This window comes from Ruegeria sp. SCP11, from assembly GCF_040329455.1.
In the GTDB taxonomy this organism is placed as follows: domain Bacteria; phylum Pseudomonadota; class Alphaproteobacteria; order Rhodobacterales; family Rhodobacteraceae; genus Ruegeria; species Ruegeria atlantica_E.
In genome coordinates, this window is sequence record NZ_JBDZYG010000002.1 from 392,681 (window position 1) to 411,343 (window position 18,663).

General features: G+C 58.8%; 17 protein-coding genes. 10 read left to right on the plus strand and 7 right to left on the minus strand.

Features of this window, described 5'->3' with window-relative positions; genetic code table 11:
- Positions 1-16 precede the first annotated feature (16 nt).
- On the plus strand, positions 17-1,180 hold the full coding sequence (locus ABLN94_RS05010) for a M20 aminoacylase family protein (RefSeq protein WP_352989876.1): 1,164 nt from the start codon (positions 17-19) through the stop codon (positions 1,178-1,180).
- Positions 1,181-1,222: 42 nt separating this feature from the next.
- Here the strand turns inward: ABLN94_RS05010 and ABLN94_RS05015 are convergent, their stop codons facing one another.
- Positions 1,223-2,545 (minus strand): 3-deoxy-D-manno-octulosonic acid transferase, encoded by a 1,323-nt coding sequence (locus tag ABLN94_RS05015; RefSeq protein ID WP_352989878.1) that lies wholly within the window; start codon positions 2,543-2,545, stop codon positions 1,223-1,225.
- Between the two features lies 1 nt (position 2,546).
- The gene (moaA, locus tag ABLN94_RS05020) at positions 2,547-3,554 is read right to left on the minus strand and encodes a GTP 3',8-cyclase MoaA (protein ID WP_352989881.1); all 1,008 of its coding nucleotides are present in this window, start codon (positions 3,552-3,554) and stop codon (positions 2,547-2,549) included.
- A 90-nt stretch (positions 3,555-3,644) separates the two neighbouring features.
- Here moaA and ABLN94_RS05025 point away from each other — a divergent pair, with 90 nt between their 5' ends.
- Positions 3,645-4,061, plus strand: a complete 417-nt coding sequence (locus tag ABLN94_RS05025; protein ID WP_352989884.1) for a hypothetical protein — start codon at positions 3,645-3,647, stop codon at positions 4,059-4,061.
- On the opposite strand, the gene ABLN94_RS05030 is transcribed toward ABLN94_RS05025, so the two are convergent.
- The 4 genes from ABLN94_RS05030 to glmU are packed head-to-tail and all read right to left on the minus strand — an operon-like array spanning position 4,049 to position 8,465.
- Positions 4,049-4,735, minus strand: coding sequence for a DNA alkylation repair protein (locus ABLN94_RS05030; RefSeq protein WP_352989887.1), 687 nt, complete (start codon positions 4,733-4,735; stop codon positions 4,049-4,051). The two genes, ABLN94_RS05025 and ABLN94_RS05030, sit on opposite strands and share 13 nt — an antisense overlap.
- A gap of 7 nt (positions 4,736-4,742) precedes the next feature.
- Complete coding sequence (locus ABLN94_RS05035; protein WP_352989890.1) at positions 4,743-5,285, minus strand: pyridoxamine 5'-phosphate oxidase family protein; 543 nt, start codon at positions 5,283-5,285, stop codon at positions 4,743-4,745.
- A 3-nt stretch (positions 5,286-5,288) separates the two neighbouring features.
- A complete protein-coding gene (gene glmS / locus ABLN94_RS05040) occupies positions 5,289-7,109 on the minus strand; it encodes a glutamine--fructose-6-phosphate transaminase (isomerizing) (RefSeq protein WP_352989893.1) in 1,821 nt (606 codons plus the stop codon).
- Between the two features lie 3 nt (positions 7,110-7,112).
- Positions 7,113-8,465, minus strand: a complete 1,353-nt coding sequence (glmU, locus tag ABLN94_RS05045) for a bifunctional UDP-N-acetylglucosamine diphosphorylase/glucosamine-1-phosphate N-acetyltransferase GlmU (protein WP_352989896.1) — start codon at positions 8,463-8,465, stop codon at positions 7,113-7,115.
- A gap of 134 nt (positions 8,466-8,599) precedes the next feature.
- Here glmU and ABLN94_RS05050 point away from each other — a divergent pair, with 134 nt between their 5' ends.
- The 3 genes from ABLN94_RS05050 to ABLN94_RS05060 all read left to right on the plus strand — a co-directional run bounded on the left by ABLN94_RS05050 (position 8,600) and on the right by ABLN94_RS05060 (position 11,823).
- Positions 8,600-9,271: an HAD-IA family hydrolase gene (locus ABLN94_RS05050; protein WP_352989898.1), complete on the plus strand. Its 672-nt coding sequence runs from the start codon at positions 8,600-8,602 to the stop codon at positions 9,269-9,271.
- Positions 9,272-9,309: 38 nt separating this feature from the next.
- Positions 9,310-10,500, plus strand: a complete 1,191-nt coding sequence (locus ABLN94_RS05055; RefSeq protein ID WP_352989901.1) for a DegT/DnrJ/EryC1/StrS family aminotransferase — start codon at positions 9,310-9,312, stop codon at positions 10,498-10,500.
- 159 nt (positions 10,501-10,659) lie between these two features.
- On the plus strand, positions 10,660-11,823 hold the full coding sequence (locus tag ABLN94_RS05060) for an isovaleryl-CoA dehydrogenase (protein WP_352989904.1): 1,164 nt from the start codon (positions 10,660-10,662) through the stop codon (positions 11,821-11,823).
- A 43-nt stretch (positions 11,824-11,866) separates the two neighbouring features.
- Here ABLN94_RS05060 and ABLN94_RS05065 read toward each other — a convergent pair whose 3' ends face one another.
- Complete coding sequence (locus tag ABLN94_RS05065; protein ID WP_352989906.1) at positions 11,867-12,472, minus strand: OmpW/AlkL family protein; 606 nt, start codon at positions 12,470-12,472, stop codon at positions 11,867-11,869.
- A gap of 136 nt (positions 12,473-12,608) precedes the next feature.
- Here ABLN94_RS05065 and ABLN94_RS05070 point away from each other — a divergent pair, with 136 nt between their 5' ends.
- Genes ABLN94_RS05070 through ABLN94_RS05090 form a run of 5 tightly spaced genes read left to right on the plus strand, consistent with a single transcriptional unit; the run spans position 12,609 to position 18,654 of the window.
- Positions 12,609-14,138, plus strand: coding sequence for an AMP-binding protein (locus ABLN94_RS05070; RefSeq protein WP_352989908.1), 1,530 nt, complete (start codon positions 12,609-12,611; stop codon positions 14,136-14,138).
- Positions 14,135-14,626, plus strand: coding sequence for a hypothetical protein (locus ABLN94_RS05075; protein WP_352989911.1), 492 nt, complete (start codon positions 14,135-14,137; stop codon positions 14,624-14,626). Before ABLN94_RS05070 ends, ABLN94_RS05075 begins: the two co-directional genes overlap by 4 nt.
- Entirely contained in the window at positions 14,623-16,227 is a 1,605-nt protein-coding gene (locus ABLN94_RS05080; protein WP_352989913.1) for a carboxyl transferase domain-containing protein, read from the plus strand. The genes ABLN94_RS05075 and ABLN94_RS05080 overlap by 4 nt, the downstream gene beginning before the upstream one ends.
- A gap of 2 nt (positions 16,228-16,229) precedes the next feature.
- Positions 16,230-16,733, plus strand: coding sequence for an O-acetyl-ADP-ribose deacetylase (locus ABLN94_RS05085; protein WP_352989916.1), 504 nt, complete (start codon positions 16,230-16,232; stop codon positions 16,731-16,733).
- Complete coding sequence (locus tag ABLN94_RS05090; protein ID WP_352989919.1) at positions 16,726-18,654, plus strand: acetyl/propionyl/methylcrotonyl-CoA carboxylase subunit alpha; 1,929 nt, start codon at positions 16,726-16,728, stop codon at positions 18,652-18,654. Before ABLN94_RS05085 ends, ABLN94_RS05090 begins: the two co-directional genes overlap by 8 nt.
- The last annotated feature ends 9 nt before the right edge of the window (positions 18,655-18,663 follow it).

Sequence of the window (18,663 nt, forward strand, 5' to 3'; positions counted from 1 at the left end):
AAGATGGGAGAAGACTATGCCGATCAAAAACCGTTTTGCCGAATTGCAGAATGAAATCACTGAATGGCGGCGTGATATTCACGAAAACCCCGAAATTCTGTTTGAAACGCATCGCACCAGCGCCCTGGTGGCTGAGAAACTCAAAGAGTTCGGTTGCGATGAGGTCGTGACTGGCATTGGTCGAACCGGGGTTGTCGGGGTGATCAAGGGAAAGGTCGATACCGGCGGCAAGGTAATTGGTCTGCGGGCAGACATGGACGCTCTACCGATTCATGAGGCGACGGGGCTGGACTATGCCTCGAAGACAGACGGTGCGATGCATGCCTGTGGCCATGATGGGCATACGGCGATGTTGTTGGGCGCGGCGAAGTACCTCTCGGAAACCCGGAATTTCGACGGGACCGTTGTGGTGATCTTCCAACCGGCGGAAGAGGGCGGCGGTGGCGGTCGGGAGATGTGCGAAGACGGCATGATGGACCGCTGGGGCATTCAGGAAGTTTATGGAATGCACAACTGGCCCGGTCGGCCCGTGGGCAGCTTTGCCATTCGTCCGGGTGCGTTTTTTGCTGCCACAGATCAGTTCGACATCACCTTCGAAGGCAAGGGCGGGCACGCCGCCAAACCGCATGAAACGGTGGATACAACCGTGATGGCCGCGCAGGCGGTTCTTGCGTTGCAGACGGTTGCGGCGCGCAACGCCGATCCGGTGGATCAGGTTGTGGTCTCGGTCACGTCTTTTGAGACCTCGTCCACGGCGTTCAACGTGATCCCACAGACTGTACATCTCAGAGGCACTGTCCGCACGATGAGCACAGAGATGCGGGACCTGGCGGAGAAGCGTATCAAAGAGATCTGCAACGGTGTCGCGGTGACGTTTGGCGGTGCGGTCGAGGTAACCTACTACCGGGGTTATCCGGTTATGGTGAACAGCGATGAGCAGACCGATTTTGCCGCAGATGTTGCGCGGTCCGTGTCCGGCAAGTGCGACGAAGCACCGTTGATCATGGGCGGTGAGGACTTTGCCTTTATGCTCGAAGAGCGCCCCGGGGCGTATATTCTGGTCGGCAATGGAGATACGGCGGCGGTGCATCATCCAGAGTACAACTTCAACGATGAAGCTATTCCGGCCGGGTGCAGCTGGTGGGCTGAAATTGTTGAACAGCGGATGCCTGCGGCTTAACCAATTGGGCGAGGGCTCTGCCCCCGCACCCCCGGGATATTTTTAGCCAGAGGAAGTTGAATCCGGGATTGTCAGGTTAAGTTTGATACAAAGAGTGTCGACGATCGCGTCCAGTGCAGATTTCTGGGTGTTCACGCAGGAATTGGCGGCGGTGCGAGCGGTATCCAACGCGGCCGGGTCAGATAGCCACGTGGCCACGGCCTCAGCCAGTTCGGGGGCGGATTGGATTTGCAGGGCCCCGCCGGTTTCGATCAGCGGCGCGAAGGTTTCGGCGAAGTTGAAATAGCCCGGCCCGGTGATGACAGCGGCACCGGCCTGCGCAGGTTCAAACGGATTGTGGCCGCCGATTTCCTTCAGTGAGCCACCCAGGAATACGATGGGGCAAAGGGCATACCATGTGCCAGTTTCACCCAGGGTGTCGGCCACATAAACATGTGCATGGTCGGTGATCTCGTCACCTTTTGACCGAATGGCTGCGTTGAACCCAGCCTGCTTTACCAAAGCCGCCACGTCGGCACTGCGTTCAGGGTGACGTGGGATTAGTAGCAACAGTAAATCAGGCCAACGTTTGATCAGTGCGGCATGTGCGGCAAGAACAGTTTCTTCTTCGCCTGCATGGGTGGAACTGGCGATCCACACAGGGCGGTTTCCTATCTGTGCGCGGATGTCCGACAGGGTGGCCTGATCGACCGGCAGAGGATCGGACATAGCCTTGAGGTTCGTGCCAGGTTGGACAAGGTCGGGGTGCGCTCCCATCGAAATCAGGTTCTGGGCCGTCTTGTCATTTTGGGTCAGGAACAGGCGGAAGTGGTCCAGAATGAACCGCGCTGTTTTCGGGCGCTTTTTCCAGCCATCGACGGATTTATCTGAGAGGCGGGCGTTGAGCAGCGCCAGGGGAGTGCCACGTGTAGCGCACTCGACAATCAGACGGGGCCAGATTTCACTTTCCACGAAAATACCCGCATCCGAACGCCAGTGGTCCAGAAATCGTCGTACGGGGCCTGCGGTGTCCAAAGGAGGGTATTGATGGCGCGCCCTTGGTGGCATGCGTTTTTCGATCAGAGCGGCTGAGGTAGGTGTTCCTGAAGTGATCAGAAATTCGGCTTCGGGCAGGCGTTCGCCCAATCGTTTAATCAGGCTGATGACCGAGAGGGTCTCGCCAACGCTGGCGGCGTGAAACCAGATCAGTTGCCCTGCAGGGCGGGGCAGGCTGGCATGACCCAGCCTCTCTTGTTGGCGTTGTTCCGGGACGTTGGCAGCTTGCAGTTTGTTCCGCACCGTGCGCCAGACCAGAGGGGCTGCAACAGAGGTCAGACCGCAATACAGATAGTAAAGCAGTGTTGGTCGGCCAGATTGATCTGGCATATCAGCCGCCTGTGTGGCTCATGTGACGGCTCATCTTGCCGTCGACCGCCTGGCGGGAATAGTCGAAATCGTGACCCTTGGGCTTGAGATTGATTGCCGCGCGGATCGCGTCTTCGAGCGGTTGCTCGGTTTCAGGGTGATCGCGCAGGGCACCGCGCAGATCGGCCATATCTTCCTGACCGAGGCACATATATAGTTCGCCGGTACAGGTCAGGCGCACGCGATTGCAGCTTTCACAGAAATTATGAGATAGCGGCGTGATGAAGCCGATCTTTTGCCCCGTTTCCTCAAGCCGTACATAGCGCGCCGGTCCTCCGGTGCGTTCGGCCAGATCAGTTACGGTGTAGTGGTTTTCGTATTCCTTGCGCACGTCTTTCAGCGACCAGTACTGATCCAGGCGGTCTTCGTTGCCGATATCGCCCATGGGCATGACCTCGATCCAGGTCAGGTCCATGTCGCGCTCTGCACACCATTTTGTGATCGTGGGCAGCTCAACTTCGTTGAAACCTTTCAGGGCGACCGCGTTGATCTTGATCCGTAGACCTGCCTTCTGTGCCGCGTCGATTCCGTTCAGCACCTGTTTCAGGCGCCCCCAGCGGGTAATCTGGGCAAACTTGTCCTCGTCCAGAGTGTCCAACGAGATATTCACGCGACGTACACCAGCGGCATAAAGGTCTTCGGCAAAGCGATGTAACTGCGAGCCATTGGTGGTTAGCGTCAACTCTTTCAGCGCGCCACTCTCGAGATGCCGGGTCATGCTGTTGAAAAACGTCATGATATTACGGCGCACGAGTGGTTCACCGCCGGTAATTCGTAGCTTTTCAACCCCCAGCTTCACGAAGGTTGAACACATGCGGTCCAGCTCTTCCAGCGTCAGCAGGTCCTTTTTGGGCAGGAACTTCATGTCCTCGGACATGCAGTAGACACAACGGAAATCACAGCGGTCCGTGACGGAGACGCGGAGATAGGTGATCGCACGTGCGAATGGGTCGATAAGAGGAGCAGTCATGCGACATAGGTAAAGCCGTGACCTGCCTGCGACAAGGGCGAACTTTCCTTTGCGCTGGTACAGATGCGCACAGGGGGATAGGCTGGCCATATGAGATATACGCTTATTGCTATGTGCGTTTTGGTTGCGGGGTGCGACTCTGTGCGGTCGGCAAACGACCGTGTCTTCGGCGGCGATGACGCTCCTGCCGAGGCAGAAGAGATCGTGGCAGAAGAGGTGTTTGAGCCTGAGCCCGTGGCAGCCACCGCTGCCAGTTGGGTTGGCGCAAAGACAACGATTGCATCCTTGGGTGATCCGAGTACACTGGGGCGCTGGTTAGAGACTCCGTTGGTCGATACCGAGTTCACCGGTCGCGTGGTCGTGCCCAGAACCGGCGCGCAGGCGTATATAACCTTGGTGCCCGCGCCGGGACCAGAAAGCGGAGGCAGTCGTTTGTCGCTGGACGCGATGCGGGCTTTGTTGCTGCCGTTCGACGAGCTTGTCGAACTTGAGGTCTATTCCAACTGATTTTTCAGGTATTTTCCGGCTTCGCGACGGGCAAAGGGTTTCATAGCGTCGCCGTGCGCAGCCAGAAACGCAATAACCCTCGGGGCGTCGTGCTTTGACAGTTCGCGCAGCCACCAGGCGATAGCTTTCTGTATGAACCAGTCTCGGTCGGGCACATAGACCGCTGCCCATCCGAGAATACGGTCTCGTCGCGCTAAATCGTCAGGTTTGGGGTGGTTCTGCTTGGTCCAAGGCAGAGTGGCAACCAATGCCGCGCGGCGGGTCCACATATGGTCTGAGGTTGTCCAACTTTCCACCTGATCCAGCCGGGTCGGGTCGGCCGAGAGGCGTTTCTGCATCGCCATACAGGCGTGATCAGCCACGGCCCAACCGTCGAAATCGGGCAGCCAGCTTTGCAGCAGTTCCCAAACGTCCTCATCGGGCCGAATGCGTGCCTGTGTCAGCAGTTTTGCGGCCCCCACACGACCCTCATGAATGTTGGTCTGCCAGAGGGCGTCCGCCAATTCCACGCGCGAGGCTATGTCCAGTTCCTGACGCCAGGCTTTGGTGAGATCGTTCAGGACAGGATTTGCAACGCCCAGATAGGGGCGGTCAACCTTGTGGTAGGCCAACATCTGTTCCGCGCGTTCGGGGCAAGCATGCGCTTTGATCTGGTCGAGAAAGGTATTCAGCATCTGTCGTTCAGTCGGCAGGTCGGGTGGGTTTGCCGTCGATGGTTTGGTGGTTCTTTTCCACCCAATAGGCACGGATATCGTCATCCGACTTGCCGTCTACCCATTTCTGCATCGTATCCCGGTCCGATTGGTACTCCAAAAACGGGACTGCATAGCCGCAGGAGGTCTGAACCAAATCAATCTTCAGATCGTATATCTGCCGCGCGCTGCGATGGTCAGGGAACATATCCGCCAGTTCGTCCCAGCCGTTGTCGCCGACATGCAAGGTGTGGGCGGTCCCGTATGTGCGCAGGATCAGCGGGCGGGTGGTGAAGGAACACCACATCAGCGTCATGCGATTGGTTTCCAGCAAATGCCCCGCGGTTTCATTGCCGCTGCCGGTCAGGTTCATCCAAACAATCCGGTTGGGTCCCAGAACGCGGAGGGAGTCCATCCCTTTGGGCGAGATGTTCACCCGCCCATCAGGCGCGGCAGTTCCAACGAAGAAGATGTGTTGCTCTCCGATAAACTTGCGCTGAGTGGTGTCCAGTTCCGGGAATTGCTTGGCCATGTATCACTCCACCGTGACGGATTTCGCCAGATTGCGCGGCTGATCCACATCCGTGCCCTTAGCGACCGCCGTATGATAGGCTAGCAGCTGCGCTGGAACCGAATACAGGATCGGAGCCAGGCTTGGGTGTACATGGGGCATTCTGATTGTGCTCCAGACTCCATCTCCGGCCTCGGCAATTCCGTCATCGTCTGAAACCAGAATAACCTTGCCTTTGCGAGCCATGACCTCCTGCATGTTTGACACCGTCTTGTCGAAGACCGCATCACGCGGAGCCATAACAACAACCGGCATTTGCTTGTCGATCAGAGCAATGGGGCCGTGCTTAAGTTCACCCGACGCATAACCTTCGGCGTGGATGTAGCTGATTTCCTTTAGCTTAAGCGCACCTTCCATTGCCAGCGGGTACATCAGGCCCCGGCCTAGAAACAGCACGTCGCGGGCTTCGGACAGGCGCTGGGCGGATGTCCTGATCGCATGGTTTTGATCCAGAGCAGTGTTCAGAGCCGTTGGCAACCCGCGCAAGGCGGCGGCATGATCGGCGATTGCTTCATCGGTCAGCGTTCCGCGATCCGCTGCGGCTTTTAGTGCCAACATCAGCAATACGCTTAGCTGGCAGGTGAACGCCTTGGTCGAGGCCACGCCTATTTCTACCCCTGCATGGATTGGCAGGGCCACGTCGCTTTCCCGCGCGATCGAGCTTTCGGGTACGTTGATCACCGACACGATCTTGTCGGCTTTGCCCTCGCAATATCGCAGCGCGGCCAGCGTATCTGCCGTTTCGCCCGACTGACTGACGAACAGTGCAGCCGTGCGGCCAGGGATCGGAGGTTCGCGATACCGGAACTCGCTGGCGATATCGACTTCGACGGGCATTTTGGCCAGTTGCTCGAACCAGTATTTGGCGGTGAGGCAGGCATAGAAGGCCGTGCCGCAGGCGACCATGGTTAGGCGGTCCAGCTTGGTGAAGTCCAGATCGCCCGGCAAGATGACCTCATCCCCGCCAGTGGGCAGGTAGGATCGGATCGCTTCGGCCACCACCACGGGTTGCTCGGCGATTTCCTTGGCCATGAAGTGTTTGTGACCTGCTTTGTCAGCGCGCGTCACATCCATCTTTATCCGTCGGGTTTCGCGGTTGGCCAGCTCTCCGGCCTCGTTGCGGATTTCCAGCGAGGTGCGGGTCAGAATCGCCCGGTCGCCTTCCTCAAGATACGTAATGCGGTCGGTCAGTGGAGCCAGAGCAATGGCGTCAGAGCCCACATACATCTCGCCGTCGCCATGCCCAATAGCCAGAGGCGAGCCCTTGCGGGCGGCTACGATCAGATCGTCCTGACCGTCGAAAAGAAAAGCCAGTGCAAAGGCACCCTCGAGTCGATCAATGGTTTTGAAGGCAGCCTCGATCGGTGACAGACCGGTGTTCAGGTAATGAGCAGCCATCAGGGCCACGGTCTCGGTGTCGGTCTCGGTCACGAAATCCACGCCATGCTCTGCCAGTTCGGCGCGCAATTCGCGGTAGTTTTCAACGATACCGTTATGGACGACAGCCACAGGCCCGGCCTGATGCGGGTGGGCGTTGGTGACCGAGGGCACACCGTGGGTTGCCCAGCGGGTGTGCCCGATACCGGACTTTCCGGGCAACGGATCATGCACCAGCAAATCGCTGAGGTTGACCAGCTTACCCACTGCTCGACGCCGCCCTAGCGCACCATCGTTCACCGTGGCGATCCCCGCACTGTCATAACCGCGATATTCCAACCGCTTCAGCGCTTCGACCAGAATGGGGGCGGCTTCGTGTTCGCCCAAAACACCTACAATTCCACACATGGATCAGGCTCCTTTGTCGCGGCGAGCCTTCTTCGCCTTCAACATGTCAAACAATTTGCGCGCATATCCCGGCTTGTTGTCCTGCTTGGCACGGGCCACGGCCAGCGCGTCAGGCTCCACATCGCGCGTTACCACTGTGCCGGTTGCGGTCATCGCGCCATCGCCCAATGTCACCGGGGCGACGAGCATAGTGTTCGAGCCAACAAAGACATTCTCACCAATCGTCGTGCGGTGTTTCATTACACCGTCGTAGTTACAAGTGATCGTTCCTGCACCGATATTCGAGGCTGCGCCGACCGAAGCGTCGCCGATGTAACTGAGATGATTGACCTTGGCACCTTCGGCGATCTCGGCATTCTTGATCTCGACAAAGTTGCCGATACGGGTGTTTTCAGCCAGTTCCGCACCGGGGCGCAGGCGGACATAGGGGCCGACGATTGCACCGCGGCTGACATGGCAGCCTTCCAGATGCGAAAACGCCCGGATTGTCGCGCCGCTTTCGACAGTGACACCGGGGCCGAAGACCACGTTGGGTTCAATTGTCGTATCGCGGCCGATGATCGTGTCGGCGGCGAGATAGACGGTTTCCGGCGCCATAAGGGTTACGCCGAGGTCCAACAGTTCGGCGCGGGCATTGGCCTGAAAAACGGCATCCGCTGCGGCCAGATCTGCGCGGGAGTTGACGCCTAAAGTCTGTGCTTCGTCACAGGCTACAGCTGTTACTTTCAAGCCGCGTTCACGGGCGATTTCGACGACATCCGTCAGGTAGTACTCACCGGCCGCGTTGTCGTTGCCTACAGCGTCGATCAGTGAAAACAGTGTTTTTGAGTCACAGGCCAAAAGCCCAGAGTTGCAGAAGGTTATCGCGCGCTCTTCATCAGAAGCGTCCTTAAATTCCACAATCCGTTCCAGCGTTTCACCGTCCATCACCAGACGGCCATAGCGACCGGGATCGGCGGCTTCGAAACCCAGAATGACCAGATCATTTTCCGCGCGTGCGGCAATCATGCGTTCCAGTGTGTCGGGCTGGAGAAAGGGAGTGTCGCCATAGAGAACCACCACATCGCCTGTGAACCCGTCCAACGCCTGCTGGGCCTGCGCGACAGCATGGGCAGTGCCCAATTGCTCTTCCTGCACAGCTATCTGTGCCGAGCCTTCCTCGGCTGTGGCAACCTTGGCTACGGCTTCGGCCCCGTGACCAGTGACGATCACGGTACGCTCGGGCGATAATACGGCTCCGGCGCGCATGGCGTGAACCAGCATCGGAGCCTGTGCAATAGGATGCAGAACTTTGGGGATATCCGATTGCATCCTGGTGCCCATTCCGGCGGCAAGGATGACTAAGGCGGTGCTCATGAAGACGATTTCTCTTTGTGTTTTGTCGCGGTCCGTTTTATCCGCTGAGGGCAAAGGCGCAAGCGGTTCGGGGATCAAACTAGATTGCCGTTTGCAACACGACACGGCAAAAACCCGCCGAAGCAGGAGGCACAATGCGCACAGTTATCTTCGATCTGGACGGAACGCTGGCCGATACATCGGGCGATCTTCTAGCCGCCGCGAACCATTGTTTCCGCCAGATGGGTCATGGGGATGTGTTGGTTCACGGGCAGGATGCAGCCGTTGCACTGCGCGGTGGGCTGATGATGCTGACCCACGGGCTTAAGCGGGTCGGTGCTTATGACGAGGATACCGTCCACGCCTATTACCCGACGCTGCTTGAGGCTTATTCGCAGGCCATCGACACCCACACGAAATTCTACCCCGGCGCGCTTGAAGCGGTCGAAGGGTTAAGGGCTGCTGGCTATGGCGTTGGAATCTGTACCAACAAACCCGAGGCGCTGGCGGATCAACTGCTGAGCCAGATGGGCGTGCGCGATCATTTTGCCTCTCTGGTTGGGGCGGACACTCTGCCGGTGCGCAAACCCGATCCCGAACCGCTGCGAGAGGCAGCGCGCCGGGCCGGTGGGCATCCGGACCTATGCGTGCTGATCGGAGACTCGGATACCGACCGCAACACGGCGCGGGCAGCGGGGGTGCCTTCGGTGTTGGTAACCTTTGGGCCGTCCGGTGGCGATATGGCCGCGCTGGAGCCCGAAGCCTTGTTGCATCATTTCGACGACCTGCCCGATCTGGTTACCGGCCTGATCGGTGCGGCGGCGTGATCTCTTGACCTGAACCTTTTGCGACATCAGAAAAGCTTATGACCGAGATATTCACCGGCAGTTTCACCCAGCAAGAACCCATCCTCGAAGAGGCGGTCGAGGCCGCTTTGGCCGTGCTGCGCCACGGACGGCTGCACCGCTATAATGTTGTGCCCGGTGAACCGGGCGAAACCGCTCTGCTCGAACAGGAGTTTGCGGCGCAAATGGGTGCAAGGTACTGTCTGGCGGTGTCGTCTGGCGGCTATGCGCTGGCGACTGCTTTGCGGGCAGTTGGCGTGCAACCGGGTGACCCGGTATTGACAAACGCCTTCACATTGGCGCCCGTGCCGGGGTCGATTGCCTCTGTCGGGGCAAAGCCGGTTTTCGTGGGGGTGACTGAAAACCTTACGATTGATCTGGATGATCTTGAGGCCAAGTTGAACCAGGCGCGTGTTTTGATGCTGAGCCATATGCGCGGGCATCTCTGCGACATGGATCGGTTGATGCAGATGTGCGACGCGGCGGGTGTCGTCGTGATCGAGGACTGTGCCCATACGATGGGAGCCGCGTGGCGCGGGCAACTGTCCGGTCGGCAGGGCGCGATTGGTTGTTATTCCTGCCAGACATATAAGCATGTGAACTCCGGTGAAGGCGGTCTGCTGATCACCGATGACGAAGAGTTGGCGGCCAAGGCGACGATGCTGTCGGGCTCGTATATGTTGTATGAACGCCACCTTGCCGCACCCGCGCCAGAGGCGTTCGAGAAGATCAAGTACACCACCCCTAACGTATCCGGACGTATGGACAATCTGCGTGCGGCCATCCTTCGCCCGCAATTGCGAGATCTAGGCCGGCAGGTGCAACGCTGGAACGAACGCTATGACGAGATCGAAGCCGGCCTGCGCGATACCCCCGGGCTGACCATCGTGGAGCGCCCGGAGGAAGAAACCTATGTTGGTTCATCGATTCAGTTCCTGCTGCTTGACTGGTCACCTGAACACATCGCCGAGGTGATACGACGCTGTGCAGCACGGGGTGTTGAACTGAAGTGGTTCGGCGGTGCTGAGCCGACCGGGTTCACCTCGCGCTATGACAGTTGGCGTTATGCGGACAGTGAGCCGCTGCCCTCCAGTGACCGCATTCTTGCCGGTGTGATGGATATGCGCGTTCCTCTGACTTTCTCACTGGACGATTGCCGACTAATCGCGCGTATCATCCGGTCAGAGGTTGGGTCTGTATTCCAATCATAATCCAATTGAGTGCGCCTTTGGCGCACGCTTTGTTCTTAAGTAATGCCGTCCTGAACAGGGCGGCATTTTCTTTGCGGTGCCTTGTCATTGACCCGCGGAGGATTCGCTGCTACCTAGTTATTGAACAAGTGTTCATTAATTCGACGGGAGGGTCGCACCGTGTTCACAGCCACAATGCAATTCGATCTGGGTGAGGACGTGAATGCCCTGCGAGAGATGGTGCACCGCTGGGCGCAAGATCGGGTCAAGCCAATGGCGGCCGAGGTCGACAAATCCAACGCGTTTCCCAATGACTTGTGGAAAGAGATGGGGGATCTTGGTCTGCTCGGGATCACAGTGGCTGAAGAATATGGTGGGGCAGGGATGTCGTATCTGGCCCACACCGTTGCCGTGGAGGAGGTCGCGCGGGCCTCGGCCTCAGTCTCATTGTCGTATGGGGCGCATTCCAATCTGTGCGTCAATCAAATCAAGCTGAACGGTACGGATGAGCAGAAGGCAAAATACCTGCCGCGTCTGATTTCGGGGGAGCATGTGGGTGCCTTGGCAATGTCCGAAGCGTCGGCTGGTTCTGACGTAGTGTCGATGAAGCTGCGCGCGGAAAAGCGCAACGACCACTATCGCCTGAACGGAAGCAAGTACTGGATTACCAACGGACCGGATGCGGATACTCTGGTCGTTTATGCCAAGACGGATCCGGATGCGGGATCGAAGGGGATCACTGCCTTTCTGATCGAGAAAGAGATGAAGGGATTTTCGACCTCCCCGCATTTCGACAAGCTGGGTATGCGCGGATCGAACACCGCCGAGTTGATCTTTGAAGATGTCGAGGTGCCCTTCGAAAACGTGCTGGGCGAAGAGGGTAGAGGCGTCGCAGTTTTGATGTCCGGCCTAGACTATGAGCGCGTGGTTCTGGCCGGGATCGGAACGGGCATCATGGCTGCCTGTCTGGACGAAGTCATGCCCTATCTGGCCGAACGCAAGCAGTTCGGAAAACCGATTGGTAGCTTCCAACTGATGCAGGGCAAGATCGCCGACATGTACACCGCGATGAACTCAGCACGCGCCTATGTTTATGAGGTCGCCAAGGCCTGTGATCGGGGGGACGTGACCCGTCAGGATGCGGCGGCGTGCTGCCTTTATGCCTCGGAGCAGGCAATGACGCAGGCGCATCAGGCGGTGCAAGCGATGGGTGGGGCTGGGTTCCTGTCGGATTCGGCGGTCAGCCGGATTTTCCGGGACGCCAAACTGATGGAGATTGGAGCGGGCACCAGCGAAATCCGCCGAATGCTGATCGGGCGGGAATTGATGAGCGAAATGGTCTGAAAAAACGCCCCGCCAGAGGGTGGCGAGGCGTTGTTGAGGAGGATCAGAAACGATGGACGTAGGATACGCCGACAAGCCAGGGGTCAATCTCTGCGGTGCCGATATCAACGCCGTCCAGGGTGACGTCCGAATCAATGTCGAACCAGCGAACGTTCAGACGAACCGCTCCTTTTTCGGTAACCATGTAGTCCAGACCGGCTTGGAATGCGATGCCAACCGAGTTGTCCAACTCGAGATCGCCCAGATCGGACTGTTCGTCAAAGAAGATAGTGTAGTTGATACCCGCGCCGACATAAGGCTTCCACGCGCTGTTGGTCGGGAAGTGGTAGTTCAGCGACAGGGTAGGCGGCAGCTGTTTGACGCTGCCGGCATCGATGCTGCCACCGAGAGTAACATCATGGCTAAACGGCGTTGCGGCCAGCAGTTCGATGCCCAGGTTGTCGCGCACGAAATATTCGGCGGTAAAGATCGGGCGGGTGTCCGAATCCACCTCGGCGTCGAGGCCAGCCAAGGTGCCGTTGTCGGATTTCGGGTCAAGGTAGCCAATACCAATACCGACGGTCCAGTCACCTTGGTTCTGGGCCATCGCGGGGGCGGCAAGCGCAACAAGCGCGGTGGAAAGGGTCAAAGCGGCGAGTGTTTTGGTCATTTTATGGCCTTTGGGTTTGTTGACGGAGCTTTTTTGCCGAAGGGGCAAGCCGTGAACTCTGATCTGCATCAAGTTTCAGTGATTGAACCGGATGTGTTGCCTTCTGAAAGAGTAAGGAAAACAAGGGGTATTGCGCATGTGTCCCGCTAGGCGCATACCCGGTATGCGGGAGGATGGAGGGTGGGAGATGCCCGATCGCCTCAACATGGCGCGGCAATGTCTGTCTCATCCCCGTGACCGCATTGCCCTTATCGAGCTAACTGGGGAAGGCCGGGACAAGATCACCTTTGGTCAGCTCGAAAGTCTGACCGACGGGATCGCGCGGGTAATGCGGTCGCAGGTACAACCGGGGGACCGTGTTGGTGTTTTGTTGAGCCAGTCTCCCTGGTGTGCGGCGGTGCATTTGGCGATCTGGAAGCTCGGGGCGATCTCGGTTCCGCTGTTTAAGCTGTTCAAACATGACGCGCTGGCGTCGCGGATCGGGGACGCGGGCGCACAACTGGTTCTGACGGATGCAGACGGTGCCGCGTTGCTTGGCGATCTGGCCCAACCCATTCGGGTCGACCAGATTGAACCGTCGAATGATCCGGTGCCCTTTGCCGATACCGGGCCAGAGGATCCGGCGGTGCTGATCTACACATCCGGCACCACAGGTAGCCCTAAAGGTGCACTCCACGGGCACCGGGTGCTGACCGGCCACCTGCCGGGTGTTTCGATCAGCCACAACCATCTGCGCGAAGGTGATTGCCTGTGGACGCCCGCCGACTGGGCCTGGATCGGAGGGCTGTTCGATGTGTTGATGCCGGGATTGGCGCTGGGTATTCCGGTGGTCGCCGCGCGTCTGGATAAATTCACACCCGAAGCCTGCGCCGACGTGGTGGCGCGCGGCGGGGCACGCAATGTGTTCCTCCCGCCGACCGCTCTGCGGATGTTGAAGGCGGCGGGTCAGGAAATCCCCGGTCTGCGTTCAGTCGCCTCGGGTGGTGAACCGCTGGGAGCCGAGATGCTGGCTTGGGGGCGGCAGGCGTTTGGCCTGACGATCAACGAGTTCTACGGACAGACCGAATGCAACATGGTCGTGTCCTCCTGCGCCGAGGATTTCCCGGTTCAGCCGGGCTGCATTGGCAAGCCGGTGCCAGGGCATGAGGTGGCGTTGATTGATGAGAATGGCCAACTGACTAACGAAGAGGGCGACGTGGCCATCCGGCGCGGCTCGGCCTCGATGCTTCTGAAATACTGGGACCGACCCGAAGCAACGGCCGAGAAATTCCGCGGCGACTGGCTGATCACCGGCGACCGCGGCGTGTGGGAGGGCGACTATCTGCGCTTCGTTGGCCGCGATGATGATGTGATTACGTCCGCTGGGTATCGCATCGGCCCCGCAGAGATCGAGGATTGCCTGCTGACCCACCCGGCGGTGGCGACGGTGGGCGTGGTCGGCAAGCCCGACCCGCTGCGGACCGAGATCGTCAAGGCCTATGTGGTGTTGAAACCGGGGGCCGGGGCGACGAGCGCGGAGTTGCAGAATTGGGTCAAGGACCGTCTGGCGCAGTATTCCTATCCGCGCGAGGTGGCGTTTCTGGAGGAACTGCCAATGACGGTGACGGGGAAGGTGATCCGGAAGGAATTGAAGGCGCGGGCGGCGGCGGAGAGACCAACGTCATGAGCAGGATACTCTGGTTCGTGTTGGTTGCATTGCTCATTTCGACGGCTGTAGTTTGGGCTGAAGAGAGCCCTAGTCAAAATTTGGAGCCGATCATTGGAGTTGAAGATTGGTTCGATGGTTGTGCGCAACTCAGCCAAGAAACGGTATTGACGGTCTCAAAGATGAATCTGGATGCTGATTGCGTTGCGTTGGCATTGGACTATTGCACTCAAAAACAGACAAACTCCTTCCAGGACATTTGTCATGAAATATTGATAGATCATATTGTCCTCAGAAGCGCTGAAATTTCACGTTTGTTGCCGTCGAAACCAGACCTCAAAGGGTTCAAGCTTTCCTCCTATACAAATGCTCTGCGACGTGCGTCGGAAGCTGCTCAAATACAATGCGGCACCGACATGTCAGAAAGAGAGTGCCTATTACTAGATGTGACTATGAAATGGCTGGACTTGCGATTTGCTAACCGGCTTTTAGAAGGCGAAATAAGATGAAACTCACATCCAAAGCCATGCCCACCTCCGAGGGCTTTAAGACAAACCGCGCGGCGCATCTCGACGCGCTGGCCCAAATCTCAGCCGCTGCCGAAGCGGCCCGGATGGGCGGTGGTGAGAAATCCCGCGCGCGGCATGAATCGCGGGGCAAGATGCTGCCGCGTCGTCGGGTGGCGAACCTGCTGGACCCGGGGTCTCCGTTTCTGGAGATCGGAGCGACGGCGGCGCATGGGATGTATGGCGACGCCGCGCCCTGTGCCGGTGTGATCGCTGGGATTGGTCGGGTGCAGGGGCGCGAGGTCATGGTGCTGTGCAACGACGCCACCGTGAAGGGCGGCACTTATTATCCTATGACAGTCAAGAAACACCTCCGCGCGCAGGAGATTGCTGAGGAAAACCATCTGCCCTGCATCTATCTGGTCGACAGTGGCGGTGCGAACCTGCCCAATCAGGATGAGGTTTTCCCCGACCGCGACCACTTTGGCCGTATCTTCTATAATCAGGCGCGGATGAGTGCGAAGGGGGTAGCTCAGATCGCCGTGGTGATGGGCTCATGCACGGCGGGAGGGGCTTACGTGCCTGCGATGTCGGACGTGACGATTATTGTGAAGGAGCAGGGCACGATCTTTCTGGCCGGGCCGCCTCTGGTCAAGGCCGCGACGGGTGAGGTGGTCAGTGCCGAGGACTTGGGAGGCGGAGACGTCCATACCCGCCTGTCAGGTGTGGCGGACTATCTGGCCGAGGACGACGCCCACGCGCTGGCCTTGGCGCGCCGCGCGGTGGGGTCTCTAAACCTGCGCAAACCGCAGACCATGGACTGGGCCAGCCCGGAAGACCCGGCCTACGATCCCGAAGAAATCCTCGGCGTTGTTCCGGCCGACTTGCGCACGCCCTACGATATCCGTGAGGTAATCGCACGGCTGGTCGATGGTTCTCGGTTCGACGAATTTAAACCGCGCTTTGGCGAGACGCTGGTGACCGGCTTCGCCCATGTCAAAGGCTGCCCGGTCGGGATCATCGCCAATAACGGCGTACTGTTTTCCGAGGCCGCGCAGAAGGGTGCACATTTCGTGGAACTGTGCTCTCAGCGTCGTGTCCCGCTGGTATTTCTGCAAAACATTACCGGCTTTATGGTTGGCCGCAAATATGAAAACGAAGGCATCGCGCGGCATGGGGCCAAGATGGTGACGGCGGTGGCAACGACCTCGGTGCCGAAGATCACCATGCTGGTCGGAGGGTCCTTCGGGGCCGGAAACTACGGCATGGCGGGTCGGGCCTATCAGCCGCGTTTCCTTTGGACATGGCCGAACTCACGGATTTCGGTGATGGGCGGAGAACAGGCCGCAGGTGTTCTGGCCACGGTCAAACGCGACGGGATCGAACGGCAGGGCGGTAAATGGTCCGCCGAGGAAGAAGCCGAATTCAAACGCCCGACGCTGGAGACGTTCGAGGAACAATCGCACCCGCTTTACGCCTCGGCGCGGCTGTGGGATGACGGTATCATCGACCCGCGCAAAAGCCGCGATGTGCTGGCATTATCACTGAGAGCCGCGCTGAACGCCCCGATAGAGGAGACACGTTTCGGCGTGTTCAGGATGTGATCATGGGATTTCTGGTGGTCAAGTCCGACATCACACGATTGCAGGTGGATGCAATTGTGAACGCCGCAAACCGGTCATTGCTGGGTGGAGGCGGCGTAGATGGCGCCATTCACCGTGCGGCAGGGCCGGGATTGCTCGAAGAATGCCGTGGGCTTGGAGGGTGCGAGACCGGCGAGGCCAAAGTAACCGGTGCCTACAATCTTCCCTCTCGTATTGTGATCCACACGGTAGGTCCAATTTGGCGGGATGGAACGTCGGGCGAAGATGATCTTCTGGCGCGCTGTTACGCCAACTGCTTGCATTTGGCGGCAACAAACAACTGCCAAAGCATTGCCTTTCCGGCAATCTCAACGGGTGTATATGGTTTTCCTCAGGATAGGGCTGCGCAGATTGCAGTAGCAGCAGTAGCCAAAAGCGATCTCGAGGTAAGCCTCGTCGCATTCGATGCGGGCAGCGAGCAACACCTAAACAACGCAATCAGAAACTGGAATCGTGGAAATGTTTAACAAAATCCTGATTGCCAACCGCGGTGAAATCGCCTGCCGTGTGATCGAAACTGCTCAGAGTATGGGAGTGTCTTGTGTTGCGGTGTATTCCGAGGTGGACGCTCTGGCCAAACATGTGCGGATGGCGGATCAGGCTGTTCATATCGGTGGCGCGGCCCCAGCGGAGAGTTATCTGAAGGGCGATGTGATCATTCAGGCTGCGCTCGACACAGGCGCGCAGGCAATCCATCCAGGTTATGGGTTTCTGTCCGAGAACCCGGATTTTGTAGATGCGGTTGAAGCCGCAGGGCTGACCTTCATCGGCCCCTCGGCGGATGCGATCCGGAAAATGGGTTTGAAGGATGCGGCCAAAGCACTGATGGAACAGGCTGGGGTGCCCGTTGTTCCGGGCTATCACGGCGAAAATCAGGACCCCGAGCATTTAGCAGGGGCGGCGGACACCATAGGTTACCCGGTACTGATCAAGGCTGTGGCAGGTGGTGGTGGCAAGGGGATGCGTCTGGTTGAGCGTCCCGAAGATTTCGCAGCCGCGCTAGACAGTGCCCGTGGCGAAGCGCGGACGGCATTTGGCAATGACGCAGTGTTGGTCGAGAAATTCGTCGCCAAGCCGCGCCATATTGAGGTGCAGGTCTTTGGCGACGGGACTCATGCGGTGCACCTGTTCGAACGCGACTGTTCGCTGCAGCGTCGCCACCAAAAGGTGATCGAAGAAGCTCCCGCCCCCAGTATGACGCATGAGATGCGCGAGGCGATGGGGCAGGCGGGCGTGCGCGCGGCCGAGGCGATTGGTTACAAGGGGGCAGGGACGGTTGAGTTTATCGTTGATGCCTCGGAGGGCCTGCGCCCGGATCGGTTCTGGTTCATGGAGATGAACACACGCCTGCAGGTGGAGCACCCGGTGACCGAGGTCATCACCGGCGTCGATCTGGTTGAATGGCAATTACGGGTCGCTTCGGGTGAGGCGCTGCCGAAACGGCAAGGAGATCTGTCGATCAACGGCCACGCGTTCGAGGCCCGGCTATACGCCGAAGATGTTCCCAAGGGGTTCTTACCTGCCACCGGCACCTTGACGCATCTGAAATTCCCGCCTTCCTGCCGCTCTGACAGCGGCGTGCGTGCGGGAGACACAATCAGTCCGTGGTATGACCCGATGATCGCCAAGGTCATTGTCCACGGCCCCACACGCGCGATTGCACTTGAGCAGTTGCACCGAGCGCTGCAACAGACCGAGGTTGCGGGCACGGTCACCAACCTTGCCTTTCTGGGGGCGCTCACCCGGCATAAGGGTTTCGCCGCAGGCGACGTGGATACCGGGCTGATCGGGCGGGATCTTGAGATGTTGACGCAGGACGCTCCGGTGTCTTCTGCGAACTGTGTGGCCGCTGCTATGACCGCGCTGAATCTGGTTGAGACCGGTGAAGAGACCGGTTTTTCCCTTTGGTCGCCATTGCATCGGGCGGTCCAGTTGATGGCCGGGGATGTCATTGATCTGGACGTGCAGGTTGAAGGCCCGGATCGTCAGGTATGGCAGGTTGGTGAAGACACGATCCTTGCCGAGCGGACTGCCGAGGGCTGGTCAGTTGCCGGGAGCGCGATGCCGCGTGTCGCGAAGGCGGGCACGCAGATAACAGTGTTTGAGGATTACGGGCAGTCGTTTGACATAATTGACCCTCTGGATCGGGATACGAGCGCGACCGGGGATACCAATGTCATTGAGGCTCCGATGCCCGGATTGGTCAAAGCCGTATTTGCACAAGTGGGTCAGACCGTTCGCGAGGGGGATCGGCTGGCCATATTGGAGGCCATGAAGATGGAGCATTCCCTTTTGGCTGCCCGTGATGGCGTGGTGGCCGAGGTACTGGCCGAGGACGGCGCACAGGTCGAAGCCGGGGTTGCTCTGGTTCGGTTAGAAGAGGAGTGACCTATCCGT

Bases quoted from the DNA above. Each gene is read 5' to 3' on its own strand.
- ABLN94_RS05085 (WP_352989916.1), top strand. From the start codon at position 16,230: ATGGGATTTCTGGTGGTCAAGTCCGACATCACACGATTGCAGGTGGAT.
- ABLN94_RS05070 (WP_352989908.1), top strand. From the start codon at position 12,609: ATGTGTCCCGCTAGGCGCATACCCGGTATGCGGGAGGATGGAGGGTGG.
- ABLN94_RS05035 (WP_352989890.1), bottom strand. From the start codon at position 5,285: ATGGCCAAGCAATTCCCGGAACTGGACACCACTCAGCGCAAGTTTATC.
- ABLN94_RS05015 (WP_352989878.1), bottom strand. From the start codon at position 2,545: ATGCCAGATCAATCTGGCCGACCAACACTGCTTTACTATCTGTATTGC.
- glmS (WP_352989893.1), bottom strand. From the start codon at position 7,109: ATGTGTGGAATTGTAGGTGTTTTGGGCGAACACGAAGCCGCCCCCATT.
- ABLN94_RS05080 (WP_352989913.1), top strand. From the start codon at position 14,623: ATGAAACTCACATCCAAAGCCATGCCCACCTCCGAGGGCTTTAAGACA.
- glmU (WP_352989896.1), bottom strand. From the start codon at position 8,465: ATGAGCACCGCCTTAGTCATCCTTGCCGCCGGAATGGGCACCAGGATG.
- ABLN94_RS05065 (WP_352989906.1), bottom strand. From the start codon at position 12,472: ATGACCAAAACACTCGCCGCTTTGACCCTTTCCACCGCGCTTGTTGCG.
- ABLN94_RS05075 (WP_352989911.1), top strand. From the start codon at position 14,135: ATGAGCAGGATACTCTGGTTCGTGTTGGTTGCATTGCTCATTTCGACG.
- ABLN94_RS05010 (WP_352989876.1), top strand. From the start codon at position 17: ATGCCGATCAAAAACCGTTTTGCCGAATTGCAGAATGAAATCACTGAA.
- ABLN94_RS05090 (WP_352989919.1), top strand. From the start codon at position 16,726: ATGTTTAACAAAATCCTGATTGCCAACCGCGGTGAAATCGCCTGCCGT.
- ABLN94_RS05055 (WP_352989901.1), top strand. From the start codon at position 9,310: ATGACCGAGATATTCACCGGCAGTTTCACCCAGCAAGAACCCATCCTC.
- ABLN94_RS05025 (WP_352989884.1), top strand. From the start codon at position 3,645: ATGAGATATACGCTTATTGCTATGTGCGTTTTGGTTGCGGGGTGCGAC.
- moaA (WP_352989881.1), bottom strand. From the start codon at position 3,554: ATGACTGCTCCTCTTATCGACCCATTCGCACGTGCGATCACCTATCTC.
- ABLN94_RS05030 (WP_352989887.1), bottom strand. From the start codon at position 4,735: ATGCTGAATACCTTTCTCGACCAGATCAAAGCGCATGCTTGCCCCGAA.
- ABLN94_RS05050 (WP_352989898.1), top strand. From the start codon at position 8,600: ATGCGCACAGTTATCTTCGATCTGGACGGAACGCTGGCCGATACATCG.